This window comes from Paenibacillus wynnii (assembly GCF_030812855.1).
GTDB lineage: Bacteria > Bacillota > Bacilli > Paenibacillales > Paenibacillaceae > Paenibacillus_AQ > Paenibacillus_AQ wynnii_A.
The window spans coordinates 76,282-100,725 of sequence record NZ_JAUSTK010000014.1 but is presented as its reverse complement, the minus strand read 5'-3'; the positions used below and the strand labels follow the sequence as shown (position 1 = coordinate 100,725).

27 protein-coding genes are annotated in these 24,444 nt (G+C 42.8%); 18 read left to right on the top strand and 9 right to left on the bottom strand.

Annotation, left to right across the window (positions count from 1 at the left end; genetic code table 11):
- Nucleotides 1-60 precede the first annotated feature (60 nt).
- The 3 genes from J2T20_RS15045 (at nt 61) to J2T20_RS15035 (ending at nt 2,027) form a co-directional block, all read left to right on the top strand.
- Nucleotides 61-906: a hypothetical protein gene (locus J2T20_RS15045; RefSeq protein WP_307589652.1), complete on the top strand. Its 846-nt coding sequence runs from the start codon at nt 61-63 to the stop codon at nt 904-906.
- A 433-nt stretch (nt 907-1,339) separates the two neighbouring features.
- Nucleotides 1,340-1,633: an AbrB/MazE/SpoVT family DNA-binding domain-containing protein gene (locus J2T20_RS15040; protein WP_307589651.1), complete on the top strand. Its 294-nt coding sequence runs from the start codon at nt 1,340-1,342 to the stop codon at nt 1,631-1,633.
- 1 nt (nt 1,634) lies between these two features.
- Complete coding sequence (locus J2T20_RS15035) at nt 1,635-2,027, top strand: type II toxin-antitoxin system death-on-curing family toxin (RefSeq protein ID WP_307589650.1); 393 nt, start codon at nt 1,635-1,637, stop codon at nt 2,025-2,027.
- Nucleotides 2,028-2,204: 177 nt separating this feature from the next.
- Here J2T20_RS15035 and J2T20_RS15030 read toward each other — a convergent pair whose 3' ends face one another.
- The gene (locus tag J2T20_RS15030) at nt 2,205-3,269 is read right to left on the bottom strand and encodes a DEAD/DEAH box helicase family protein (RefSeq protein WP_307589648.1); all 1,065 of its coding nucleotides are present in this window, start codon (nt 3,267-3,269) and stop codon (nt 2,205-2,207) included.
- A 26-nt stretch (nt 3,270-3,295) separates the two neighbouring features.
- Complete coding sequence (locus J2T20_RS15025) at nt 3,296-4,531, bottom strand: TOTE conflict system archaeo-eukaryotic primase domain-containing protein (protein ID WP_307589646.1); 1,236 nt, start codon at nt 4,529-4,531, stop codon at nt 3,296-3,298.
- Between the two features lie 165 nt (nt 4,532-4,696).
- On the opposite strand from J2T20_RS15025, the gene J2T20_RS15020 reads away from it, so the two are divergent.
- From J2T20_RS15020 to J2T20_RS14995, 6 genes are all read left to right on the top strand, one after another.
- A complete protein-coding gene (locus J2T20_RS15020; RefSeq protein ID WP_307589645.1) occupies nt 4,697-4,894 on the top strand; it encodes a hypothetical protein in 198 nt (65 codons plus the stop codon).
- Nucleotides 4,887-5,465: a zeta toxin family protein gene (locus J2T20_RS15015; RefSeq protein WP_307589643.1), complete on the top strand. Its 579-nt coding sequence runs from the start codon at nt 4,887-4,889 to the stop codon at nt 5,463-5,465. The genes J2T20_RS15020 and J2T20_RS15015 overlap by 8 nt, the downstream gene beginning before the upstream one ends.
- 320 nt (nt 5,466-5,785) lie before the next feature.
- Entirely contained in the window at nt 5,786-6,193 is a 408-nt protein-coding gene (locus tag J2T20_RS15010) for a DUF5360 family protein (RefSeq protein ID WP_307589642.1), read from the top strand.
- Between the two features lie 37 nt (nt 6,194-6,230).
- Nucleotides 6,231-6,830: a TetR/AcrR family transcriptional regulator gene (locus J2T20_RS15005; protein ID WP_307589640.1), complete on the top strand. Its 600-nt coding sequence runs from the start codon at nt 6,231-6,233 to the stop codon at nt 6,828-6,830.
- On the top strand, nt 6,827-7,153 hold the full coding sequence (locus J2T20_RS15000) for a DMT family transporter (RefSeq protein ID WP_307589638.1): 327 nt from the start codon (nt 6,827-6,829) through the stop codon (nt 7,151-7,153). The genes J2T20_RS15005 and J2T20_RS15000 overlap by 4 nt, the downstream gene beginning before the upstream one ends.
- Nucleotides 7,154-7,169: 16 nt before the next feature.
- Entirely contained in the window at nt 7,170-7,424 is a 255-nt protein-coding gene (locus J2T20_RS14995; protein ID WP_307589636.1) for an FtsK/SpoIIIE domain-containing protein, read from the top strand.
- 115 nt (nt 7,425-7,539) lie between these two features.
- On the opposite strand, the gene J2T20_RS14990 is transcribed toward J2T20_RS14995, so the two are convergent.
- Both J2T20_RS14990 and J2T20_RS14985 read right to left on the bottom strand, forming a co-directional pair.
- Nucleotides 7,540-8,445: a DMT family transporter gene (locus tag J2T20_RS14990; RefSeq protein WP_307589635.1), complete on the bottom strand. Its 906-nt coding sequence runs from the start codon at nt 8,443-8,445 to the stop codon at nt 7,540-7,542.
- Nucleotides 8,442-9,284, bottom strand: coding sequence for an AraC family transcriptional regulator (locus J2T20_RS14985; RefSeq protein WP_307589634.1), 843 nt, complete (start codon nt 9,282-9,284; stop codon nt 8,442-8,444). The genes J2T20_RS14990 and J2T20_RS14985 overlap by 4 nt, the downstream gene beginning before the upstream one ends.
- A gap of 499 nt (nt 9,285-9,783) precedes the next feature.
- Here J2T20_RS14985 and J2T20_RS14980 point away from each other — a divergent pair, with 499 nt between their 5' ends.
- Nucleotides 9,784-9,999 carry a hypothetical protein gene (locus tag J2T20_RS14980; RefSeq protein WP_307589633.1) on the top strand — a complete coding sequence of 72 codons (216 nt, stop codon included), beginning with the start codon at nt 9,784-9,786 and terminating at the stop codon, nt 9,997-9,999.
- On the top strand, nt 9,990-10,205 hold the full coding sequence (locus J2T20_RS25780) for a DUF1016 N-terminal domain-containing protein (RefSeq protein ID WP_373457807.1): 216 nt from the start codon (nt 9,990-9,992) through the stop codon (nt 10,203-10,205). The genes J2T20_RS14980 and J2T20_RS25780 overlap by 10 nt, the downstream gene beginning before the upstream one ends.
- Before the next feature lie 70 nt (nt 10,206-10,275).
- On the opposite strand, the gene J2T20_RS14975 is transcribed toward J2T20_RS25780, so the two are convergent.
- On the bottom strand, nt 10,276-10,821 hold the full coding sequence (locus J2T20_RS14975; RefSeq protein WP_307589632.1) for a TetR/AcrR family transcriptional regulator: 546 nt from the start codon (nt 10,819-10,821) through the stop codon (nt 10,276-10,278).
- Nucleotides 10,822-11,010: 189 nt separating this feature from the next.
- On the opposite strand from J2T20_RS14975, the gene J2T20_RS14970 reads away from it, so the two are divergent.
- Nucleotides 11,011-11,922 carry a ketopantoate reductase family protein gene (locus J2T20_RS14970; protein ID WP_307589630.1) on the top strand — a complete coding sequence of 304 codons (912 nt, stop codon included), beginning with the start codon at nt 11,011-11,013 and terminating at the stop codon, nt 11,920-11,922.
- A gap of 662 nt (nt 11,923-12,584) precedes the next feature.
- Here the strand turns inward: J2T20_RS14970 and J2T20_RS14965 are convergent.
- The gene (locus tag J2T20_RS14965; RefSeq protein ID WP_307589629.1) at nt 12,585-13,685 is read right to left on the bottom strand and encodes an SMP-30/gluconolactonase/LRE family protein; all 1,101 of its coding nucleotides are present in this window, start codon (nt 13,683-13,685) and stop codon (nt 12,585-12,587) included.
- 155 nt (nt 13,686-13,840) lie between these two features.
- On the opposite strand from J2T20_RS14965, the gene J2T20_RS14960 reads away from it, so the two are divergent.
- The 4 genes from J2T20_RS14960 to J2T20_RS14945 all read left to right on the top strand — a co-directional run bounded on the left by J2T20_RS14960 (nt 13,841) and on the right by J2T20_RS14945 (nt 16,168).
- Complete coding sequence (locus J2T20_RS14960) at nt 13,841-14,413, top strand: TetR/AcrR family transcriptional regulator (RefSeq protein WP_307589627.1); 573 nt, start codon at nt 13,841-13,843, stop codon at nt 14,411-14,413.
- A gap of 176 nt (nt 14,414-14,589) precedes the next feature.
- Nucleotides 14,590-14,766, top strand: a complete 177-nt coding sequence (locus J2T20_RS14955; RefSeq protein WP_307589625.1) for a hypothetical protein — start codon at nt 14,590-14,592, stop codon at nt 14,764-14,766.
- 252 nt (nt 14,767-15,018) lie between these two features.
- Nucleotides 15,019-15,924 carry an aldo/keto reductase gene (locus tag J2T20_RS14950; protein WP_307589623.1) on the top strand — a complete coding sequence of 302 codons (906 nt, stop codon included), beginning with the start codon at nt 15,019-15,021 and terminating at the stop codon, nt 15,922-15,924.
- Between the two features lie 67 nt (nt 15,925-15,991).
- Nucleotides 15,992-16,168, top strand: a complete 177-nt coding sequence (locus tag J2T20_RS14945) for a hypothetical protein (protein ID WP_307589621.1) — start codon at nt 15,992-15,994, stop codon at nt 16,166-16,168.
- 96 nt (nt 16,169-16,264) lie between these two features.
- Here the strand turns inward: J2T20_RS14945 and J2T20_RS14940 are convergent, their stop codons facing one another.
- Nucleotides 16,265-17,416, bottom strand: a complete 1,152-nt coding sequence (locus J2T20_RS14940) for a glycosyltransferase family 2 protein (protein WP_307589690.1) — start codon at nt 17,414-17,416, stop codon at nt 16,265-16,267.
- A 205-nt stretch (nt 17,417-17,621) separates the two neighbouring features.
- Nucleotides 17,622-20,249: a bifunctional acetaldehyde-CoA/alcohol dehydrogenase gene (gene adhE / locus J2T20_RS14935; protein WP_307589619.1), complete on the bottom strand. Its 2,628-nt coding sequence runs from the start codon at nt 20,247-20,249 to the stop codon at nt 17,622-17,624.
- A gap of 226 nt (nt 20,250-20,475) precedes the next feature.
- Here adhE and pflB point away from each other — a divergent pair, with 226 nt between their 5' ends.
- Together pflB and pflA are read left to right on the top strand one after the other, a co-directional pair.
- Nucleotides 20,476-22,704 carry a formate C-acetyltransferase gene (gene pflB / locus J2T20_RS14930; RefSeq protein ID WP_307589617.1) on the top strand — a complete coding sequence of 743 codons (2,229 nt, stop codon included), beginning with the start codon at nt 20,476-20,478 and terminating at the stop codon, nt 22,702-22,704.
- A 13-nt stretch (nt 22,705-22,717) separates the two neighbouring features.
- Complete coding sequence (gene pflA / locus J2T20_RS14925) at nt 22,718-23,458, top strand: pyruvate formate-lyase-activating protein (RefSeq protein ID WP_307589615.1); 741 nt, start codon at nt 22,718-22,720, stop codon at nt 23,456-23,458.
- 55 nt (nt 23,459-23,513) lie between these two features.
- Here the strand turns inward: pflA and J2T20_RS14920 are convergent, their stop codons facing one another.
- On the bottom strand, nt 23,514-24,287 hold the full coding sequence (locus J2T20_RS14920) for a hypothetical protein (protein ID WP_307589613.1): 774 nt from the start codon (nt 24,285-24,287) through the stop codon (nt 23,514-23,516).
- Nucleotides 24,288-24,444 lie beyond the last annotated feature (157 nt).

The window sequence follows — 24,444 nt, the reverse complement described above, 5'->3', positions numbered from 1 at the left end:
CGGAAGAACCGTGCCTAACTTTTTATTAAGCATGGTTTTTTTTGTTGGAGGGGTAGAATATTGAAACATTCAGTGGAAAGTATCTCGGAACAAATAAGGAACAGGGTTGATGCAAAGTTTTCAGTATTATTGGCTAATTTAGCAGAAGAGTTGGCATATGATTTCATGTTCGCACCTAAATACAAAATCACTCACAGATACGATCCTCCATGGGATTGTTCGGGCATGCTGATTCGGACAAATGAATCAATTTCAATTGATGATTATTATAGTGTTGAAGACTTTTTTGATGAGTGTACAGGTCAATCTACAGCTAGCTATACAAGTGGTATCGGTTTTTTACATAATAGTTTTGAGGAAAAGTACCAAGATATGATCAGAGAATTTGTTTTTGAATGTTATATTGAGGTTCTGTCTGAAATAGATGACAACCTGCTTGTTCAGCAGTTGTTGGAAAATGGATATGATATCGCGGAAGTGGAGAGAAATAACATTATACAAACGGTCACGGATTATGAACTTTTTGAAGAGCCATTCTGGTATCATTACGAAATTATTGAGCGTGTGAAGCCGCTTAGTCTCAAAATGATGATTGCTCGTGGTAAAAATGAAGCCATAAAAACATATCACCATCAATTGGTAAGGTGGATGGAAGAAGAGGGAAAAATAAGTTTTGAACAGAAAGGTGCACAAAAACTTTGGAATAAACTCCAGAAACTATTCAGATTGCAAAAGGGATATCCACTCCCAAAAATTGAAATGAAGGATTATAAAACGTTTCAGGAATTTTTGGATCATAACCGAATATCGATCGAAGAAAGGATCATCTTAGCTAAATATATGGATAATAAATTTTCCAACAAAGTATGCATGTGTTTAAGGAATGGGCAAGGGGATCAACTATAGTGGGTGGGCTATTGCCTCTTCTTAGTTACTGGCACATAGATGTCATAACTGAATCGGGGTGGAAATGATAACGCTCATCATAATATTCAAAGTCTAACCTCGTATCATCATATTCATAACCGCTTTCTTTGAACCATTCTTGGAAGACATACTGCCATGTAAGTCTTATTGCATTTGGGAAATCTTCCTGATTCACTTCGCCGTGCTTCTCCGACTGTTACATCAACAGGGAGAGTTATGATGGGCTTGGTATGTCTGGAGTTGAATTTTTTTGAAGGGGATTGCGGTTACTCAGAGTTTTGCGAAACTAACATTTTTGGTCTTGTACTAGCTTTAAATTTGTAGAGAAAGATGATAAAATGTACATACGTTATAATTGTTATTATGTTATAACTTATTGTGTGTAGATCATACTATAGGAGGAAAAGATCAAATGAATGGTGTGGTCAAAGTGATGAATGATAAATCGAATGTGAACCGTTATTTCCGTAAAATAGGACGAATGGGCAATAGCCTGGGAGTAAGCTTGCCTAAAAACTTGGCTGCTAAGTTGAATGTTTCGCAAGGGGATGAAATCGAATTTGTTGAAAATGATCGCGGTGAAGTGGTGTTAAAAAAAGCCCGGCAAGTCCAACTTCCCGATCATGTAAGACCAGAAGTTCTTGAAGCGTTCTTTGATGTATTTGAAGAAGATACGGGTATTCTTGAGGACTTAAGGGATCGATGATATGATCTACTTTCTTACCAAAGAAGAGGTAATTTCAGCACACTATTTCATGATGAAAAGAATGAACGACGCAGATCAAGCGGGTGTTAAAGATCACGGCCTGCTAGAATCTGCGGTACATAGGCCACAGCAAAGTATTTTTGGAGAGGATGCTTACCCAACTTTATTTGACAAGGCCTCAACTTTACTAGAATTTTTGGTAAAGAACCATTGCTTTCACAATGGCAATAAGCGGACAGCCTATCTGGTTACTAAGTCATTCTTAATGTTGAATGGATACCATCTACGAATGGAACGTGAATATGCAGTGGAGTTTATAGTAGATATTGCAAAAGGTTTGCATTCGTTAGAGATGATCGCTCATATTTTGAAAAAACATTCTGAGGAAAGATAATATATAGGTCTCTGAGGATGACATCAAACGGTGACAACACCCGTAGAGACCTATGTGGCGTTACCTTCAGACAGGGGTTTGACTCCCCTCAGTTTCCAGAACCCCTTTCCCAGCAAGGCATTAAGACCCTTTTTGGGAAAGGGGTTCAACACGCCCATTCTATTTTTATGCACTTTGTTACAATTCCGCACCCTTATATCCCATCATCCGATAACCCTTTACTCTTTTCTTGAACATCGCCATTAACATAGGGACCTGAAGGTCAATATAATCATATATTTTCACTTCTTCTTTATTCACATGACTTCGGTGCAAGCGGCCCGCATATTGCTGCAAGGTGCCTGACCAGGAGATAGGATGGACCAGAAATAAGGTGTCCAGTCTGGCATCATCGAAGCCTTCGCCGATCAGCTTGCCGGTAGCGATAACTACCCGTTCTTGATCGTCTGGAATAGAGGCGATTTGGGCGCGTAGAGCTTCTCTCTGCTTTTTTCCTATTCCGCCTCTAAGCACAATTACATTTTTGGCAAAAGCCTGCAATCTCTCTGCAAAATATTCAGCATGAGCGGTTCGTTCAACCAGCAGCAGAGGAGAGCGGCCTTCATCCAGGCAGGTAAGCAAATCGTCAAAAATAAGCGTGTTACGTTCCTCGTTGTCTACAAGCTGCTGATAGATGTCCTGGATACCGGAAGCCTGTTCCCCTGACTTGATCTGAAAGTGAGTATAACGGGGGACAACCCTTAATGAAAATCCTCTGGAGCTGCTTAAGGTTTTGGCATCCACCTTCAATAGCACCGGTCCAAGCTGGAATCGTACAATTGCTTCTTGTCCGTTTTCACTTACGAAGGGTTTAACATTTCCTTTATTGTTGAGGCTCTGAATGACAGCGATGTCGATGATGCCGGTTCGTTTATTTTTGCCGCCGCCGATTATACCGATTGCTTGCTTAGGAACTTCGAGAAAGGTTTGCAAACGTTCCTGCCATTGTTCCATAAGCTCCCGGCGGTGCACTAGAATAAGGGTGTTTGTCTTTCTTGAAGCGATGATGCTGGCTGCTCCGACAGTTTTACCGAACGCGGTTGACGCAGAGAGAACGCCTATATCCCGGTTTAGAATCGCTCTGGCTGCTGTATCCTGAAGAGTGGTCAGCGTACCGGTGAACTCTGCCTCTATTGAAGTTCCAGACGATCGTTGTTCCTCAAGTGATATTTTGACCTGATTTTGCTCGAAAAAGGATAACACATCCTGCAGGCATCCCCTTGGAAGAACTACATAATTCCCCGTATCCTCTGCGCATGAGATGCCCGGGGTTTACCGTAGGTGGAGAGCCGCATCGCTTGTGCTTTATAAAAATCAGGGTTGGAGAAGGAAGCTATTTTGATCAGAGCATGAATTGCACTTGAGGGAAGTCCAGACTTGAGGATATAAAGACGATCCGAATACAGGACCTGTATTTCAGCAGGCAAAGGTTCCATCAGAACCTCTTCTATCTGAGTCTGGTTCTCTTGTAACAAGGTCAATCCATCTGCTCCGTGGTCTGATCCCGCTGTAATACTGTCATTGTTAAAAAGCCCACGCTCCCCGTGCTTGTATATAAATTGCTTCACCTCGTCTTCGGTCATCTTGCCAAGTCCGGATAAAACACTCCATTGGTCAGCATAGGGCTCGAAGTGTTCATCAATAAAGCTGCTGTTTCCCTGTTTACGTGGTCCACCCTGAAGCGGGAGAGCAATTAAGTTGCCAAAGCCGCCTTTGGGTAGCGTATCCTGATTGGGAAACAGACGGTCATAGGATTCCATGCCGATCTGATATCTCTTGTTCATGGTTAAACTCAGCAAAGTCATTCCAAATCTTCTTGCTGTAGCAGCCTCAACATTTTGACTGAAGAAAATCCAGATGTGACCACCATTGCCGGAACGTGAGCGTTCTAACAGTGCGGGTATATCATGACTTTTGCATAGCTGCATCACGGCAGTAACATCCTGTTGCCAATCATGTTTGTCAAAATCCATTGCCAAAAACCAACAGGTTTCATCTGGCAGCATTGGATATATGCCAATAGTTCTGTCTTGCCGTGCATCTAAATGGGCTGACAGCACTTCGCTTGTAAGAGACATGAAGCTCTGGTGTTTGCAAACCGAGCATTTCACTCTGGGTTTCTCACAGACGGAAGTCCACTCATTGGCGCAGGCGGGCGAGTATCCGGACTTACCTTGTTTGTTGCTCCAGCGAATCGGGTATACATCGTCTCTGCCGCGAAAATAACTTTTATATAGGGCGATCTTGTGCTCTACGGTAGAGTACTGGTGAACATTAGTTTCTCCAACAGTTGTCTCTTTGCTTTCTTTTGCTGGGGAGGTGGAATAAGACATTATTTGTTCATTCGTACTTGTTGTGTTGTCATCATTTAAAAGTCCCAGAAGATTTCTCAATCGGGCAACTTCCAGCTTGAGTTCATCGATATGCGTCAGAGCCGCATTATATTTGTCCTTGATATTGTCCATTTATAAGTCCTCATGGTTTTATTTCTATTATACCCTGTAAAAATTGGACTGTAGGTTGACAAAATTAGGTTAGGTTCTAGCTGTAGCCAGGTTAATTATTTAACCCTAAGGATTGTGTTATAATATTATAAATAAAAATCGAAATTCAAGCGAGGTGCTATTCTAATGCTGCCCCAAAGGGAAGAATTGCAACGGTTATTGAAAAAGGCCAATCAGCATGCAATCGCAGAGGCCAAAAAGGCTGGAGCATCCATTTATTATATAAAAGACGGCAAGCGGATACGTGAAGATGCCACTGGGCAAAAATTTGAGATTACTTACGATGTAGCCGGAAATCGCACTGAGTTTGTTAGCTATGACTGAACCAGAGTCTGTAATGACTGTTTTTGCTGGCACTAATGGAGCCGGGAAAAGCACAATCAGCTTTCAAATGAGGGATTACGTTGGAACTATTATTGATCCTGACCAGATTGCCAAAAAGATTAACCCGGAAGATCCCAGAAGTGCTGACCTGTCTGCTGGACGAGAGGCTGTAAAGCAAATAAGGGAGTTAATCGGGCGAAAAGAAAACTTCGCTATAGAAACTACTCTGTCGGGAAGTTTTGTTTTACGTCATATGAAGACAGCTAAAGAAAAAGGTTATAAGGTCGTCATGTATTATATTGGTTTGCAGGATGTGCAGATGCATATTGATCGGGTAGCTTCAAGAGTGGAACAGGGAGGGCACTGGATTGCGGAAGAAGATATCCGGTGGAGATATGGTCAATCTTTAAGTAACCTGAAGCCTGCCTTGGAGATTTCAGATGAAGTCACCATTATCGACAACACCAGTGAACCTGAGGTTGTGGCAGAAATCAAACGTTCACAAATCAGTTTTTGTAGACAAGAGATTCCTACGTGGGCTAGGGGAGCTTTGGAATTGTACTTGTATTAAGTTGGTCCCAATTAGGGCCAATTATGCGAGAGCAAGGGATTTGTAACGTCTTTGCTAACCGGCAACTGCGTACAGTTCTAACAGCGGTTCCCGCCGAATCGTGGCCGCCAATTTCTTAAGAAATACTAAAGACACTGACGAATTCGTATTCGTCAGTGTCTTTTTTTCAGCCAGAGGAGCGAGGCCGGATCTTTTTGCGTGGTGATATTGCATTGGACAAAAAAATTGAAATATATAGGAGTATAAGATAAACTAGAAAACTAAGAAAACAATTTAGTTTATTCGTTTTCCATTCACTTAAGTATTGGAGCGATAATGGCATGGGAAAAGTATTGAAGGCATTCATGTTGTTCACAGATATTGGATTTGTTTTATATTGGCTTATGGTTTACTCAGATTTATTGCCTAAAGAATATCTTTATAAGGATTATGAAAACGAACTTATGTTAGCTTGGAATTTGTCTTTCGTTCCGCTGGATCTTGTGATTTCTTTAACAGGTTTAATGAGTATTTACTTATTTAAGAGGCAACTAGGTGTATGGTCGTCCTATTGTATCATTTCTTTAAGCCTGACATTTTGTTCAGGTTTACAGGCAATTGCTTTCTGGGGACTTCGACATGATTTCGATGCATTATGGTGGGTTCCTAATTTATTTCTTCTTATATATCCGCTGATATTCATGCCCAAGTTGATCAAACATACGACGACATATTCAACACGAAGCTAGAGAAATCTATACATTTAATAATGATCGGATGTGTATCATGAAAGAGAGAATTATTCAAGTTACTATGGAGGAAATTATGCAGCGGGGTGTTAAGTTTTCAATAAGAGATATCGCAAGCCATCTGGGAATTAGCACAAAAACCATATATCAATATTTTGAGTCAAAAGAACAAATCATTGGACATATTGTTGATCAATCCATTAAAGAAATGAGAGAAGCCGAGAGAAAATTAATAGATGACCGTTCACTAACCATTCAACAAAAAGTAATGAAGGCTTTAGTGGTCTTACCACATGGGTTTGTATTTCATGACATACGAACTTTGCATGAACTCAAACAGCGATATCCAAAACAGTGGAGAGAGGTTGACGAGTATGTCAATCATGGCTGGGAGAATATTCGGCAGTTAGTCAAAGAAGGAACTACGGAAGGAGTTTTTCGACCCTTTGATTTGGAGCTTTTTATTCAGGTGTATATTGGGGCTTTGTATCATATGATGGATTACCATGTTGCAAACAGAATTGAGTTATCGCTGGAAAAGACATTGGCACAAATGGTAGAGTTCTTAATGTTAGGAATCAATAAGAGCGAGGATGGGAAAAAATTGGAAAAACCGACTGGGGGTGGTCGGGGATGAGGTCATATTTATTTTTGATGATTGCCATCATTAGTGAGCTCTTCGGAACATCCATGCTTAAGGTATCAAACGGCTTTACAAAGTTTTATTCCAGCCTATCAACGGTGCTATTCTTCGGGCTGGCGTTTTACATGCTCTCCCTATCACTTCAACAAATTCCTCTAGGAAAGGCTTATGCAATATGGTCAGGAGTAGGGACAATGGTTACAGTGATCATCGGCATTATTGTATGGAAAGAAACCGTCAGTATTACATATATTACTGGAATACTCCTGATTGTTGTGGGAGTCGTTCTAATAAATCTAAAAGGTACGGCTTATTAATAGGGAAGACGCCCGGTTGAGATCAAAAACTGTAACTACACTCGTAGAAGCTTATGTGCCGTTATCTTCGGACAGGGAAATACAAGGAAATTTTAGGCAGATTATGACCACCTTGATCCTTTCCCTGATAGAGCAGCATACTCCAGATGAAATTAATTTGTATATCCTGGACTTTGGCTCAGAAACGTTGGGGGCATTCTCGGAATCGCCGCATGTGGGCGATGTGATGTTCTCTCACGATACCGAAAAAATTAAGTCGAATTACACCTGAGATGTATAGCCCTGGTATTAATGGGTCAGTATCGATTCGGATGAAATAAAGCAAAAAGCGACCTCCCGAGGTCACTTTTTTGCTTATACTCGTTCCTATTCACGAAGAGCGATCCCTACGCTGAAGAAGTAACCTTATTGGTTTTTCCTTCCGAAATCAACGACCCCAGAAGTGTAAGTCCCGTCCCCAGCCCTGTTACCCAGGTTATTTGCTCCTGCAGAATCAACAAAGATGCGAATACGGTAATGACAGGCACCAGATAAATATACACGCTTGTTTTGACCGCACCCAAAAAGCCGACGGCCCGGTTCCAGGTCACAAAGCACAGAGCCGAAGCTCCCAGGCTGAGAAAGAGCATGTTGGAGAGATTCGTCATATTTCCAAGACGGCCCAGGTCGAGGTGGAATTCGAACAGGAAGAGGGCAGGAATTATGAACAGCAATCCATAGAAGAACACTCTGCGTGTACTCCCGATGGTGTGGTAGTTCCGCTGGCTGATTTTGCGCATTAGTACGGAATAGACTGCCCAGACCGCAGGGGCCAGGAAGGCCAGCAGATCTCCAAGCGGATTAAGCTTCAAGATGAAACTCCCGTTCAGTCCGATTAGTATAATCCCGGTGAGGGCTATCCCGAATCCGAAGAGGAATTGCCGATGCAGCTTTTCTCCCTCCAAGAAGAAATGTGCCAATACTGCTGTCAAAAAGGGAGCAATCGACACAATCACGCCTACGTTGGAGGCAAGGGTATAGACCAACGCTATATTCTCAATGAGAAAATATAAGGTTACCCCGCATAATCCAGCCGCCATGAACAGCAGTTCTTCCCGAAAGGATGCTGTCCGCACGGGACGTGAGTAGATCAGGATCAGCACCACATATCCAAGCAGGAAGCGGAAAAAAAGGATTTCCACGGGCGTAAAGTCAATAAGCAGGATCTTGGTGGAGATAAAAGTCGTTCCCCAGATCAGAATGGTCAGCAAAGCGAGCGAGTGCCCGGTGGTTGTCTTACGTTCCTCCGTCATGAGGGGGTATCCTCTGCACGTGCTTGCTGAGTGAATATGAGCATATATTGCTTGGGAGTGAGACCGATCAGTTTTTTGAAGAAATTCGTAAAATGGCTCTGGTCACTGAATCCGGTCTGACCGGCAACCTCCAAAGGGGGCATGCCTTGCCCCAGCAGTCGCTTGGCGTGGTTAATCCGCAGGGTCTCCAGGTAGCAATAGGGGGAGATGCCTTTTTGTCTGGTGAACAGCCGCAGCAAGTGATATTTGCTTAATCCGACTAGGTCGCTTAATTGATTGAGGGTAATGCTCTCCGTATAATGGGACTCCATGTATTCGCAAATGGTCATAATCTCTAAGGTCAGTTCCTGTGCGGGAGGAGGAAAGTCCGCATCCGTATATTCATTCAGCAACTGCTCCAGCAGGAACAGAAACAACTCCTCTTTGTGGAAATCCTCCTTGTCCTCCAGAATGATCTGATGCAGATCATGAAGGGGAAGAGCCAGCTCGCTCTGGTAAAGTACGTTCTGTGTGAACTGCGGCGTGTACTCCTGGCCTGTAATTTCCAGCACATATTTACGCATGACCTCCGGCTGAATATTGATGCATCGGTAGTCCAGGGTGCTTCCGTCAATCTGAGCACAGGCGTGAGGGTCGTGCGGATTGAAGATAATGACATCCCCGCTATTTAGAATATATTCTTCCTGGTTGCAGACCAGATGCCGCTTGCCTTGCTCAATAAACCCAATCACATAATAGTCGTGAAAATGGTTGGGGAACTTCTGCATAATCCCCTCAAACTGATAGGCTTCAAAATTCAGGTCTGTGTCGAAGACCACGGTTCTTACTTCACGAGTCAATACCTGCACCTTCTTTGTCCGGGATATAGTAGTGTTCATTATATTATGAATCAGGCGCTGGTTTCTTGGATAATGTTGCGGTAGAGCTGTAGATTTGAGGCTACAGATGAAGCTAGGTTCATTTGCTACTTGACGGTAGGGGATTCCTTTTTCACACCCGTTTTCTTGTTTATTGTCCCGTAGAAGGAAAAAGGAGGGTTTCACAAAAAATGTGGGACGACGTTGTATCGAAAAAGAGTAGCATAACAAAAAGTGAAGATTTCAACGGTTTAGGGACCCTACTATTCTAAAAAGGCAAACGACAATCAAACAACAGAATGGAGGGACGGCATTGCAGTCTGTGTGGAAGTATACTTCTCGGGACCGGTTTTTGTATTTGCTTCTGGTACCGGTGGTTATGTATTTGATTCTTTAAAATACGCTGCTGTTAAATTTGTATACTCTTCTGTTTGCTTTTCCTGCGCCCATTATTTTGGCGTTAATGCTGAATGAGGTGCGGGTGGAATGGTACAAACGAACGTTGCAAAATTTGTTGTACATTCCGCATTTCATCTCTTGGATCGTACTTGGCAGCATCGTTTACGCTTTATTATCGCCGTCCACAGGTATTCTGAACTACGCGCTGAAAGGCGTTGGACTTGAACCGATTTATTTCATGGCCGACAAGTTTTGGTGGACGGTTTCCAAGGTGTTGGTCTGCATAGTATGTGCGTAGTATTTGGTATAGGTACTGTGAAAAGCACCAAAAGGAAGTGGATAAGGAGTATATTTTTAAGGCGTATTGAAAAAGAAGATGTGAGAAATTTTTATCATGTAGAGTGTATTCAAAATCAATGGAGAACACGTCAATTGGAGCGTCAAATTAATTCTTTTTATTATGAGAGACTATTGTCGAGTCGAGACAAATCATTTGTCCGGTAGGAAATTCAATTCTCATTAGAACTTGGTAAGGGCGTCCCTTTATTCACTATGCTTGAATAATCTTTAATTATCATATCTGAAAGCGCTCTAGAAGTTGCCAGAATTCTTCTACCATATCCTTCGCGGGATAAGGCATAGAGTTCGTAATCCACCATTCTATTACACCAACCCCTGCTGATGCTAAAAATTGTATAAGTACCTCATTTTGAATATTTTGATTGCTGCCGCTCTTATTAATTTGTTCACTCAGGCTATTCTTAGCCATATCTAGTAGTCGCTTTCTAAAAGCAGGGATACCTTTATTGGTTAGTATGGTGGAATAGAAAAAAGCATGCTGCTCTAAATATTCAAACATACGGAGCATAAGATCTTTTGAAGAAAAATTATCGGTGTCTCCACCGGGAGGACATTTCTGAAATAATTGATCTAAATGTATCTCAATACATTGTTCCAGAAGATCATGCTTGTCCACATAATGCAAATAAATAGTACCACGGTTTACATTAGCCTTGTCTGCAATTTCATTTATCGTTATTTGTTCAAAATTCTTTTCTGCCATTAGTCCTACAAATGCTTCAATAATAGCGTTTCTTGTTTTATGTATTCGTCTATCCATTGGTTCCCCCTTAGGATGTATATATGTTCAATTGTGAAATTTAGTTTTGTAGTTAATCAACAAATAGCAGGATTTTGTTAAAAAATCAACAAATCCAAATGTTTTACTCATTGAAGGAATATAAAGTTCTGATAGTATGTAATCATACAAGACGTTAGTTGATAAATCAACATATGTTAAAATACAGGAGTGATTTTTATTTCAGTAAAACAAAATAGAATTTTAATTTTTGGTGCAGGTGTTATAGGGAGCGCATACGCAATCAAATTCATTGAAGCAGGGATTGACGTTACTATGTATGCACGTTCCAATAGATTTAAAACATTGAAAGAAAATGGCCTGCAATATAATGAAAAAGGTGTGGTCAAATCTTTAAAAGTAAAGGTCATTGATACGCTTGAAAATGATGATGTGTATGATTTTATTTTCGTTACCGTTCGTTACGATCAATCCGAATCAGCGTTGTTGGCACTAAAAGACAATCAAAGCAAAAATATTGTTACAATGACTAATAATTCAATAGGATTTTCTGCGTGGCTGGATATTGTTGGAGAGAGACTTTTACCCGCTTTTCCCGGTGCCGGCGGACAGATTAAAGATGGAATTTTGTATGCCCGATTTCCACCAAAGATTCTAATAGCTGCTATGTTTGGAGAAATCAGCGGATTAGTGACAGCACGTGTAGAAAACCTCGCGCAATTATTTAAAACAGCAAAGCTTCCCTACGCCATTAATAAGGATATGAAGGCGTATCTAATCACGCACTCAATATCGGACATTGCATTGGTTGGCGCTTTACATTTTGAAAATAAGATCATTGAGGAAAAAACAGCCAGAACCAGAAAAACGGCACACCGAATAACCTTCACTTTAAAAATGTATTTAAGGGCAATACAAAAAGCCGGCGTTGCCATTAATCCATCTGTATTTAAAATTGTACTTAAATGTCCAGATTTGATTTTGGATTTGTTCTTTATGATGTGGCTGCGGACTAAAATGGTGAAGGATATGCTGTTGCCGGATTATGCGAATAATGCAAACAAGGAAATTGTGCAGCTGAATAACGATTTATTGAAGTTTTTAAGTCAAAATGATATTTGATGGCTACAATCCGTCTACAATTGCGCCCATAGACAGCAAAAAAACCGCTTAGATAGCAGGTTTTTCTGTCTAAGGACTCTGATTTTGATCCAATTTAGCTTTAATCAAAATCGTACTACACTATGTAGTAGCTAATGTGCCGTTGTCTTCTGACAGGGCGACTCCCCTCGGCTCCATCAAACCTTGAGAAACCCGACCGCGAGAGGTCGGGTATTTGTTTGAATTACTTTACATGGAATCGAAATTTCTGAGCCGCTTTTTTGCTAAGTATCGCTTAGGCTTTTTAATAGACAGATACAATATGGAAACTAATATTAATGTATAAATAGATATAGAATAAATGAGAGCATTATAATTGAGCTCCTTAATGAAATTAGAAATCCAAATATTCATGAACAACAAAGAACTAATCAATAGCACGACCTTTATCAAAAACCAGCCTTTTCTAAAGAGCTTTCCTCTAGAAAAATAAATGAGGATGATCCCTGACGCCATGGCAACTATATGAGATGGATTTAAAATAAATTGATGAAGATTTTTAACCCAAGTCTCTGAATTCAGTACAGCACCCAGTAATAAGAAAAAGCTTGCACCCATCCACAGGCTGATACTGACCATATGGATCATTATCAACATTTTTCGATTTCGAACACTCGATTGTATCATTCGCTTTCCTCCCCTAAGTCAAATCTCCCGATGTAATCCCCCATTAAAGTACCTAGATAAATTGTATCGTTCTTTCTTAATGCGGTACTAATAGAAAAGACTCGACCACTGGGGTCATGATAACTGGATTTTATCTCGCCAGTTGATCCAATGCGAAGTACAATACCATATCGATTACTTTTTTGAGTAGGTATTTTCATTAATAGTCCGTGAGGAAGCTTGGCTATCTGTTTCTTGAGAAAGGGTTTGGATTGCATTCCGTCAATCATGGGCAGACGTTTATTTCCGGCGATCCAGTAATCGCCCTCATCATCAATCGATATATTATCAGGCATTAAAGGGAGATTCTCAGTGAACACTTCGGTGGTATGGGCCTTAGGACCTTTTAGCCAATAACGTAGAATGCGATAACGAAACATCTCGGCTATCAAGAGATAATCTTCATCTGGAGATAATACAACCCCATTAGCAAAATGAAGTTTACGAATAATAATGGAAGTTTCATTTGTTTTTGGATCATAAGAAAGTAATCTGCCATGTGGCTTACCTTCAAGCAAATCATAAGGCCATCCAGCGTCATAGTCAGTACTTGAATCTGTAAAATATATGATCCCTTCATTTAAAATTGTTAGTTCATTGGCGTAGGATATGGGTTGATTTTCTACAGAATTTGTTAAAACTGTGATTTCATTATTATTATTGGGATCAATCGAGACCAGCCCAACTTCTTTTACGGCTGCAATCAAATGGCCATCTGAGTCAAACTGCAGGCCTAATGGATAACCGCCTGTCTCTGCGATCACTTCCAAACTTTCAATTTCCTGATTATTCAATATTAAGCGGTTAATCATCCCGTCTTTTGTACCCGTATACAACCTTCCCTCTTCATCAAAGAGCAAGTCTTCAGGCTGGATTAAATCATGGGTAAGGATTTGAGTGCGTTCTAGTAGGGAATTGGGTTGTAATGGTCCTTCTTCTATTCGTTGTTTCGGTGGATTCCATGCAGTAGGATCGATAGGCGATGGAATAATAAATAGGAAGACTACAATCACGACAAAACAGAATACAAGAATGGATAAGCCAACTTTTTTAAGCATTTTTTTTAACCTCCCGAATCATACCCTTTATCAAACAATGTGTTCGGAATTTATTATATCGGCTACAATGATATTCAAGGAATAATCAAATCAGAAGCAAATGTAAGATATGGAACATTATCAACTTATATGTTCAAGGTAGGAGGGGGATTTGGATGAAATCGGTGGATCGACGTGTTCAGAAGACACGTGCATTACTGCACGAAGCTTTATTGGATTTAATAGTGGAAAAAGGCTACGAGGCTATTACCGTACAGGATATTATTGAGCGGGCTAATATTGGACGATCTACGTTTTATTTTCATTTTGAAGATAAAGAAAAGTTGTTAAGGGGATGTATTGATCAATTATTTCATTTTCTGCAAATTTCACCTAAATCTAGTTCTGAAGAAAAGCTAAATGGCAATATACATTTTCAATTTAGTTTAGCTATGCTTCAACATGTTCAGAGTCATAGGCTTATATACACTGCTGTAGTAGGTAAACAAAGTGGCGTAGTGGTCCTTTATCATATGAAAAAAATGTTAAAGACTGTTATCTCAGAAGAGATTGATCAGCTATACGAACGGGATTTATTGAAAAAGCTTCCGACTGGAGTACTCACAGCACACATCTTAGGTTCATTCTGGACAATGCTGAACTGGTGGATGGAACAGAAAACACCGTACTCTGCTATTCAAATGGATCAGATGTTTCATGAAATCGCATTATCAGGTGTTCGCGCATAATATCAGCAACTATATACAGGTTGCTCAGATTAAGGAACTTATAACCGGGGGATATGTTTCTAATTCGGTCAGCATATAATTTTATTGTCATAAGTAATTCAGGAACTTGACAAAAAAGAGGATATTGAAGTAATTTTAGGAATAATTCCGCGTTCAGGAGAGGACGAAGTCATGTGATGGCTAATTGGTGGTTGGCGCTCATTATTATGGTCGTGTTAAACGGGATTCTGGTATGGACTTTGTTTGTAGAGGGAGAGTCCACAAGCCGCAGGGCCAAAAAGTGGTTTTTTATCATTGTGAATGCCATTGGGCTTATCCTTTCAGTCTCTCAATTTTTCTGGATGGAGTTTTAGCCATTCCCCTCGGTCCAATATGGATGATCAGAAGAGACCCCGAGGGGTCTCTTTTCATGTTTTTAGGGGATATTTAATAGTCGTTTGCAATGACACTCTTAATTCCTGATCCGGAAAGCTAAGGTACTCTACTATCACTCGTATTTAAAATTTATAACCCATATGGAGTATCCTGTTGTTTCTTTGATATACTTTTTCAAAAGGAAATGCGATGAAATAAATTAATTAGAAGCTTACAAGGAGGAAGTACTGATGAAACAAAATCGCATAGGTATTTCGGATCTGTATGTCAGTGAAATTGGTCTCGGCTGTATGTCCCTTGGAACGGATGAAACCAAGGCTGTTTCCATCATACAAGAGGCGTTAGAGCTTGGGATAAACTTTTTCGATACGGCTGACCTGTATGATGACGGGCGAAACGAGGAACTGCTCGGCAAAGCAATCAAGCACCACCGATCTGACGTCATCTTGGCAACAAAAGTTGGTAATCGTCGGATGGCGGGTAAAGAGGGCTGGATATGGGACCCGTCCAAAGCTCATATTTTATCGGCTGTGAAGGAAAGTCTTAAAAGGCTGGGTACAGATTATATCGATTTGTATCAACTGCACGGAGGAACGATTGAGGATCCCATCGAGGAAACGATTGAAGCCTTTGAGGAGCTAAAGAAAGAAGGTCTGATTCGCTATTACGGGATATCTTCCATACGTCCGAATGTCATTAGGGAATATGTCCGTCGCTCGAGTATTACAAGCTTGATGAGCCAGTACAGTATGCTTGATCGGCGTCCTGAGGAGGAGGTGCTACCACAACTGGTGGAACATGGAGTCGGCTTAATTGCACGCGGTCCGCTTGCAGGCGGCATCTTGACCTCTGGAGGGGCGAACAAGGCAGAACGAGACTATCTCGATTATAGCCGTGGGGAGTTATCCGAAGTTCGACAAAGACTTATTGAGCTTGCAGGCGATACGCGTACACTGGCACAGACCGCAATTCGATATGTTCTGGATGAACCTGAAGTGAGCGTTGCGATCCCTGGAGCGAGCAGCTTGGAACAGCTTCGGAATAATGTGTCGGCTGCAGACACACCGCTTTCAGCCGATGAACGGGATGCCATTCGGACTGTAACCAGAGCAAATCGTTACACGAATCACCGGTGAGTAATAGTTAGTAAACAGTAATAATATAATTCTAGGGGTAAGATTCAGGTAGTGGGGGTGAAATGGGATGGCAGCTAATTGGTGGTTGGCTCTCATTATTATGGTTGTGTTAAATGGAATTTTATTTTGGACGTTGTTATCTGGAGAGCCGGTAAGCCGAAGGGCCAAAAAGTGGTTTTTTATCGTGGCGAATGTTATTGGGCTCTTGCTTGCGGTCTCTCAATTTTTCTGGATGGATTTTTAAACCTGGATTCGATAAGCATACCTGAGGCTCCGTATGGAGACAGCAAAAGACACCTTGATGGGTGTCTTTTTTAGGGGTTGGGACAGAAATTACAAGTTACTCAACCAGCTTCTCAGACTTCAGCAGCATTTCCCGTAACACGTGCGCGACATGGCTTTTCCGTCCGGTTGCTTTCTTTTTTATCCATCTTAGTGATTTTTGGTGTGCTTGGGTATTGTTTTGCTGATAGAACTGCTTGGCTGCAATTCGCAGTGTTCTCTGGAGCAGCAGTGCGGACGAACGTGTTAACTTAGATCGGTACCCTCTGCGCAATACGCGCAGCGTATTTTTGTAAGCCTCCAGATCCTCGGATGGAGGTACAAGCGCTAATAAATTGATTGAGGAGTCATTGAATCCATAGGTCTCGAACATGATTTTTAAATTTTCAATATTTATAGTATTTCCTCTGAAAGAGGTAGGGTGTTCCTGATGATATCCGACAACCTCTTGTATGCAATGAAATCGGGTCTTCAAGCGGTGCAGCCTATAGCCCAGGTCCCAGTCTTCTAGACCATAGAGTACAAAGCGTTCATTGAAACCCCCAATGCGAGTCAACTGGCTGCGTCTGATAGATACACAACGAGTCACAAGCAGCATCCAGGGAGCTTCATCTGTTGCGGCAAATTGTTCTTTAATATGGGGGGGGACCCTAGAGGGGAACACAACTTTTGACAAAATATCACTCTGATGAAGGATATCTTCGGGTGATATTAGCGGAATAATATTATTTGCGGCTTCAAAGTCCGGATTCCATAAGCCGGTTTGAGTAAGTGTATTCCGACAATGTTCTTTTTCCTCAGGTGAAAAGTCAGGGTAATAATGGGTATAAGCATCATCCCATGAGTGAGGAATACCTGAAAGTACGGCTTTCGGATACTTGCGGTGATAGCGGCTCATCGTTCTAATGAATTCAGGCAACACCAAAAAGTCAGCATCGCAGAAGATGACATATCGCCCTTTCGCGCGCCTTAGCCCCAAGTTTCTAATGGCAGATCTACCGCGTTGTTCCTGATGAAATACATAGATAAGAGGAAAGGTTGCTTGAAAACTTTCAACCATTTCCCTCGTACCGTCTGTAGAACCGTCATCTGCTACAATCACTTCGAAAAGATGTTTTGGATAAGTTTGTGCTTCAAATGAAGCGAGTGTGAGCAACAGTTGCTGGTTTCGGTTAAAAGTTGGGATGACGATGCTGTAGCGGATAGCCAATATGATTCCCCCGATCATTTTTAGAAACCTCTTTTATAAGATAGGTAATAACAATATATTCAACGACTTTAGCCTGGTCTAGTCAAACACCCTTTAAAGGTTGAAATGAGCTTGGTTTATTAAGGCCTTTCATACAAAAAAAGCCTCTCCGTGGTGAATGGTTATTTCGTACAACCATTCAGAGGAGAGGCTTATTTAATAATTTCTAAAATCTACCGTAGAACGCATTCCGATAAATATCTGCAAGTTCTGTGACTAGGGGCATGCGGGAATTGGCTGTTGTACATTGGTCCTCGAAGGCGAGGTCAGCCAGAAAGTCGACCTTTGATTCAAAATCGGTAGGGTCGAAGCCGAGATCCTGGAATTTTTCCGGGATGCCGAGGGATTGGTTGAGCTTGCGAATAGCCATGATTAAGCTGTTAACCCCTTCTTCCGTAGTGCTGGCGGGCATTCCCAGCATTCTAGCGATTTCCGCATAACGCTCATCGGCGATAAAATAGCGGTATTTCGGGAATGACGCGAATTTTGACGGTTTCTGGGCATTATACCGAATGACGTGCGGCATCAGAATCGCGTTCGTACGGCCGTGCGGTGTATGGTATTCTCCGCCCCATTTATGCGCCAAGCTGTGGTTAATACCGAGGAAGGCATTTGCAAAAGCCATTCCGGCAATTGTTGATGCATTATGCATCTTCTCACGAGCCGTTGGGTCAGCCGTATGAAATGATTTCTCCAAGTACTGAAATACAAGCTTGATGGCATGAAGCGCCAAACCATCGGTATAATCACTGGCCATGACGGAAACATAGGCTTCAATGGCATGCGTCAGCACGTCCATCCCGGTATCCGCAACCGCCGTTTTCGGAAGGGAAAACACAAGCTCCGGATCAATAATCGCCACGTCCGGCGTTAATTCGTAATCTGCAAGCGGGTACTTGGTATGTCCATCTTTTTTATCCGTAATTACGGCGAACGAGGTTACTTCCGATCCTGTCCCTGACGTTGTCGGGATCGCGACGAATTGGGCTTTTACGCCTAATCGCGGATATTTGTAGACCCGTTTACGGATATCCAGGAACTTCTGCTTCAACGAATGGAAACTCGTATCCGGGTATTCGTAAAATAGCCACATCGCCTTCGCTGCGTCCATGGGCGAGCCGCCCCCCAGCGCAATAATGCAGTCCGGCTTGAAGTTATCCATCATTCGAGTCCCGCGTTCAACCGTCTCCACAGACGGATCTGGCTCGACATCGGCAAAGATTTCGATAGTAACCGGATCCGAACGTTTTCTTAAGTAATATTCGATTTTTTCGACATAGCCCAGCTTCACCATTATTTCGTCGGTAACAATAAGCACCTTGGAGATGTTAGGCATTTTCTCAAGATACTGCGTGGACCCTTTTTCAAAGTAGATCTTAGGCGGAATTTTGAACCACTGCATATTTACTGTCCGGTATGCAACACGTTTGATGTTGATTAAGTTGACTGCAGATACATTGGAGGTGGTCGAGTTTTTACCGTAGGATCCGCAGCCTAAAGTTAGTGACGGTAAGTTAGTGTTGTAAATGTCACCGATAGCCCCCTGAGTCGAAGGAGAATTAACAATCACACGTCCGGTCTGTAACCTTTTCGCAAAGGCCTCGATTACCGTCTTGTCCTCGGAGTGAATGACGGAAGAGTGACCCAAACCGCCAAAAGCGACAATTTCCGATGCACGATCAATGCCTTGTTCGGCTGATGATACCTTATAACATGCCAGAACGGGGCTTAGCTTCTCGGCAGACAGCGGGAAGTCCGTTCCCACGCCTTCCAATTCGGCAACAAGAATTTTGGTGTCCTTAGGCACCTGAAGACCGGCCATCTCGGCAATTTTATAAGCAGATTGTCCGACAATAGCACCATTGACGGCACATCTCTCCCCGGTAATCACCAAACCTGATACTGCATCTGTTTCCGTTTTATCTAGAAAATAGCAACCGTTGTCCGTCATCATTTCCCGGACCTGCTCATAAATCGGTTCCTCAATGATCACGGCTTGCTCGGAAGCGCAGATCATGCCATTGTCGAAAGTTTTAGAAAGAATAAGATCGTTGACCGCTTGTCTCGGGTCAGCCGTTTTTTCGATAAAACACGGGACATTACCCGGTCCGACACCAAGCGCTGGCTTACCGGTACTATAAGCAGCTTTTACCATAGCTGAGCCGCCCGTAGCGAGTACTAGGGCTACATCCGGATGGTTCATGAGCAACTGTGTGGCTTCGAGAGACGGATTCTCAATCCACTGCACACAGTGTTCCGGCGCACCTGCTGCAACTGCTGCATCGAGCAGTGTTTTTGCCGATTCAGAACTGCATTTCTGCGCAGACGGATGAAAAGCAAAAATGATTGGGTTCCGCGTCTTCGTGGCAATCAGCGTTTTAAATATTGTGGTGGAGGTCGGATTCGTCACGGGTGTCACACCGGCGATAATGCCAACCGGTTCGGCTACCCGCTGGTAATTCTCATAAGGGTTTTCCTCAATAATTCCAACGGTTTTGTCGTTTTTGATGCTGTTATAAATGTATTCTGTTGCAAAAAGATTCTTCGTAATTTTATCTTCGTACACGCCGCGTCCGGTTTCTTCAATCGCCATTTTCGCGAGCAACATATGCTTATCTAATCCGGCAAGTGCCATCGCCTGGACAATGCGGTCAATCTGTTCTTGATTCATAGAAAGGAACGTTTCTTGCGAAGCCCTCGCACGGGTAACCAGACGGTTGACCTCATCCTCTGCGGAACGATTCTTCCCTGTCATGCTTTCCTTGCCATCTGCCTGGCTTTGTTTGACAGCCATCAATTTTCCTCCCTGACATCAATAAAGTCGTTATTAACAAAGTACAGTTTTTCCTGCTTTCGTTTTATTATCCCCGTTTCCAGTCTCTGCCGTTTCAGACACTCTTGTAAAAGTGGCGATATCCCCCAAACGAACCATTTATGTACCTCCTTTATATTTGCTAAGACGGATCATACTAAGCACATCTCGTAAACATGACGAAGGTGATAAAGGAGGAAACAACGCGATGCTGGCATGGGAAGGCTTTAAATCAGGAAGCTGGCAGGAAGAGATCGATGTCCGCCAGTTTATCCAGCTCAACTACGAACCGTATGTAGGAGATCCGTCTTTTCTGGCGGGTCCCACGGAAGCAACGCAGCAACTCTGGAAACAGTTCATGGAGCTCGCCAAGAAAGAACGAGACCAAGGTGGAGTTCTAGATATGGATACTGAGGTGGTTTCCAGCATTACTTCGCATGGACCCGGCTATTTGAATAAGGAGCTTGAGGTAATCGTGGGTATTCAAACGGACAAACCGTTCAAGCGGGCGCTTCAACCTTACGGGGGGATCCGAATGGCCAAAAATGCTTGTGAATCTTACGGTTATGAACTGGATCCGGAAATCGAGCATATTTTCTCTACTTACCGGAAAACTCACAATCAAGGCGTATTTGACGGCTATTCGCCTGCCATGAGTCTCGCCAGAAAAGCGGGCATCATTACAGGGCTTCCGGATGCATATGGCCGGGGACGAATTATCGGCGATTACCGGCGCGTTGCCTTATATGGCACGGATTTTCTAGCCAAAAGCAAAAAAAACGAGCGATCCTTCTTCGACGAACGCACGATGACTGAAGATGTAATTCGGGCACGTGAAGAAATCGCGGAACAGCTTCGCGCCCTTACGGAGCTGAAGCAGATGGCGGCCAGCTATGGATTCGATATTACGAAGCCGGCGGAGACCGCGCGGGAAGCTTTTCAATGGCTGTACTTCGGGTATCTTGCCGCAATCAAGGAACAGAATGGAGCAGCTATGAGTCTTGGCCGCACCTCCACCTTTTTGGACATCTATATAGCGCGTGATCTAAAGGAGCAGAGGCTAACGGAGCAAGGGGCACAGGAGCTCGTCGATCATTTTGTCCTGAAGCTGCGTATGGTAAAGTTCGCAAGGACACCGGAATATAACGCGCTGTTCAGCGGCGATCCGACATGGGTCACCGAGTCGCTCGGAGGCATCGGTTTGGACGGTCGTCCGTTAGTCACCAAGACCACCTTTCGGTTCCTGCATACGCTGGAGACGCTTGGGCCATCGCCGGAACCGAATTTGACCGTACTTTGGTCCCATCGGCTCCCACAGCAGTTCAAGGAATATTGTGCGCGCATGACGATTCAGACAAGCTCACTTCAGTATGAGAATGATGATTTAATGCGGACTTATTTTGGTGACGATTATGGAATTGCCTGCTGTGTGTCTGCCATGCGGATCGGAAAGCAAATGCAGTATTTCGGCGCTCGGGCAAATCTGGCCAAAGCACTGCTGTATGCAATTAACGGCGGAATGGATGAACAAATGAAAGTGCAAGTATCCCCGCCAATGCGGCCAATTCTGTCGGATAAACTGGATTATGACGAAGTAATGGACGCCTTTGACTATATGATGGAGTGGCTTGCGGAGCTCTATATTAACACCTTGAATGTAATCCACTACATGCATGATAAATACTGTTATGAACGTATCGAGATGGCTCTTCACGATCAGGAAACGATGCGAACAATGGCAACCGGGATCGCCGGGCTGTCGGTCGTAACCGATTCGCTCAGCGCCATTAAATATGCTAATGTTCGGCCGGTTCGAGATGAGAATGGCCTTGTTGTTGACTATATCGTTGAAGGGGAATATCCCGCCTACGGCAACAACGATGACCGTGCCGATGATATCGCTATTGACCTCGTGAAACGGTTCTTTCGCAAGCTGAAGAAGCATTCGACTTATAGGGAGGCCAAGACCACGATGTCGGTGCTGACCATTACCTCCAATGTGGTATACGGTAAGCTGACCGGGAATACCCCGGATGGGAGAAAGAAAGGTGAGCCATTCGCTCCAGGAGCCAACCCGATGCACGGTAGAGACCGGAAAGGTGCAATTGCTTCATTGGCCTCCGTAGCTAAGCTGCCTTATGAATACGCCTTGGATGGTATTTCCAATACATTCTCGATTATTCCGGGGGCCCTTGGGAAAAGCGATGAAGATCGAATCCGTAATCTGACTGCGATTCTGGACGGGTATACAGCCAAGGATGGTCATCATCTCAATATCAATGTGTTCGACAAAGAAACCTTGCTGGATGCGATGGATCATCCGGAGCAGTATCCGCAGCTCACGGTGCGAGTGTCCGGCTATGCGGTTAATTTCATTAAACTAACGAGAGAACAGCAGCTTGATGTCATCAACAGAACCTTTCATGAAAAAATCTAACGGGGGAAGCGCTATGGGGCAGCACCAAGGTCGCATTCATTCCATTGAAACATCCGGTATGGTAGATGGACCGGGTATTCGATTCGTTGTGTTCATGCAGGGATGCTTACTGCGCTGCCTATATTGCCACAACCCCGATACCTGGACGATTGGAAAAGGCCAACTCGTAACCGTTCAGGAATTGGTTGAAGACATTCGCGGATATCTCCCTTTTCTGCAGTTTTCCGGGGGAGGAGTAACGGTCAGTGGCGGAGAGCCTTTATTGCAGGCTGATTTTCTGCTTACCCTGTTCCAGGCTTTAAAACGAGAACACGGCATTCACACCGCAATCGATTCTTCAGGCGGTTGCTTTACCCGGCGCGGCCATTTCTTTGAGACGCTACAGCAGTTAATGAAGTTTACCGACCTCGTTCTGCTTGATTTGAAGCAAATCGATCCGCAAAAACATCTCGCGTTAACCGGTAAGCCAAACGATCATATTCTCGACTTTGCCCGTTTTCTCTCCGAGGCTAATATTCCGGTCTGGATCAGGCATGTTCTTGTTCCCGGCCTATCGGATGATGAAGCAGATCTTCGGAAGCTGGCCGACTTTATCAAGACCTTGCGTAATGTAGAGCGCGTTGAAATCTTGCCTTATCACGAAATGGGGAAGTTTAAATACGAACAGCTTGGAATTGAATACCCGCTTCTCCATACCAGGCCACCGGATGAAGAGACCATTCGAATGGCAAAAGAGATTTTGGGCGCACATTAATACCGCTTCTTTATGGAGTATAAGTGAAGACACCTTAGGGGTGTCTTTTTTCGTTCTATTTATTTAAATATTCTGGGACAAATTCATAAAATTTCACTAAGTCTTTTTGCAAAATATATTCTACGGTTTCGACCTGTGTATTGTTTAATGAGTATCTATAGAGTGTAAAACGATCTGCTGGTTTCTCACTAATAAAATCTAAAATATCTCCTTCTTTATTCCACAAAATAAATTGTGTAGTAATATACTCCCCGGGAATGGTCTCGAACGTATTAGTTACTGCGTTATAGAATCCGATTTTACTGGACCCTGTATTACCATAAGCGAAAGCTAAAATGTCTTCTTTTGGGGACCAATTAAAGGTATGAATGGTTTCAATGAAGCTTTCGCCGGTTTGATCGTTGAGTATAATTTGCTTCCCATTACTTAAAGAAATAAGAATGACGTTATTACCAACATTCTGATAATACAGGCTTATTGCCAGATATTCACCGTCAGCTGAAACGGCTACCGAAGAAATATTATATGGCTTATCCATTATTGCAACGGATTGATTTTGATTTCCTTTTTGAATGGTTATGGATTCGATAGAGGTTTTTGTTTTTTTTGCTAATAATGTAACTCCTCCTTGGTTCCAAGTAATCGTATCCTCCGTAACACTTTTTTCTCCGTGGTCTGGGGAATAATATGGTTCAGTATTTAAAGTAGGTTCCTGATTACTTTCTTTAATCTGAAATGAGGGTCTTGTTTGTACTTCCTCATTGTTGCTACAAGCCATTAATGCGGATGAGTATAAAATAACGAGAAGAAAAAGAATTGTACGTCTCATAAGAGGGCTCCTTATAAATAATTTTTTTGGATATTTATTTAAAAGTGTAAGCTCTGCTCCATATGCTAAACCCACTAATCTCATAACTCATATAAGGAGTCAAGAGGTCAGGCGCCCTAAATTAAAGTAGAAAATACTGGTATCTCATAGTATCATT

Coding starts and splice junctions, on each gene's coding strand:
- J2T20_RS15040 (WP_307589651.1), top strand. CDS start 1,340: ATGAATGGTGTGGTCAAAGTGATGAATGATAAATCGAATGTGAACCGT.
- J2T20_RS15035 (WP_307589650.1), top strand. CDS start 1,635: ATGATCTACTTTCTTACCAAAGAAGAGGTAATTTCAGCACACTATTTC.
- J2T20_RS15025 (WP_307589646.1), bottom strand. CDS start 4,531: ATGGACAATATCAAGGACAAATATAATGCGGCTCTGACGCATATCGAT.
- J2T20_RS15020 (WP_307589645.1), top strand. CDS start 4,697: ATGCTGCCCCAAAGGGAAGAATTGCAACGGTTATTGAAAAAGGCCAAT.
- J2T20_RS15015 (WP_307589643.1), top strand. CDS start 4,887: ATGACTGAACCAGAGTCTGTAATGACTGTTTTTGCTGGCACTAATGGA.
- J2T20_RS15010 (WP_307589642.1), top strand. CDS start 5,786: ATGGGAAAAGTATTGAAGGCATTCATGTTGTTCACAGATATTGGATTT.
- J2T20_RS15005 (WP_307589640.1), top strand. CDS start 6,231: ATGAAAGAGAGAATTATTCAAGTTACTATGGAGGAAATTATGCAGCGG.
- J2T20_RS15000 (WP_307589638.1), top strand. CDS start 6,827: ATGAGGTCATATTTATTTTTGATGATTGCCATCATTAGTGAGCTCTTC.
- J2T20_RS14990 (WP_307589635.1), bottom strand. CDS start 8,445: ATGACGGAGGAACGTAAGACAACCACCGGGCACTCGCTCGCTTTGCTG.
- J2T20_RS25780 (WP_373457807.1), top strand. CDS start 9,990: ATGTGCGTAGTATTTGGTATAGGTACTGTGAAAAGCACCAAAAGGAAG.
- J2T20_RS14975 (WP_307589632.1), bottom strand. CDS start 10,821: ATGGATAGACGAATACATAAAACAAGAAACGCTATTATTGAAGCATTT.
- J2T20_RS14965 (WP_307589629.1), bottom strand. CDS start 13,685: ATGCTTAAAAAAGTTGGCTTATCCATTCTTGTATTCTGTTTTGTCGTG.
- J2T20_RS14960 (WP_307589627.1), top strand. CDS start 13,841: ATGAAATCGGTGGATCGACGTGTTCAGAAGACACGTGCATTACTGCAC.
- J2T20_RS14955 (WP_307589625.1), top strand. CDS start 14,590: ATGGCTAATTGGTGGTTGGCGCTCATTATTATGGTCGTGTTAAACGGG.
- J2T20_RS14950 (WP_307589623.1), top strand. CDS start 15,019: ATGAAACAAAATCGCATAGGTATTTCGGATCTGTATGTCAGTGAAATT.
- J2T20_RS14945 (WP_307589621.1), top strand. CDS start 15,992: ATGGCAGCTAATTGGTGGTTGGCTCTCATTATTATGGTTGTGTTAAAT.
- adhE (WP_307589619.1), bottom strand. CDS start 20,249: ATGGCTGTCAAACAAAGCCAGGCAGATGGCAAGGAAAGCATGACAGGG.
- pflB (WP_307589617.1), top strand. CDS start 20,476: ATGCTGGCATGGGAAGGCTTTAAATCAGGAAGCTGGCAGGAAGAGATC.
- pflA (WP_307589615.1), top strand. CDS start 22,718: ATGGGGCAGCACCAAGGTCGCATTCATTCCATTGAAACATCCGGTATG.
- J2T20_RS14920 (WP_307589613.1), bottom strand. CDS start 24,287: ATGAGACGTACAATTCTTTTTCTTCTCGTTATTTTATACTCATCCGCA.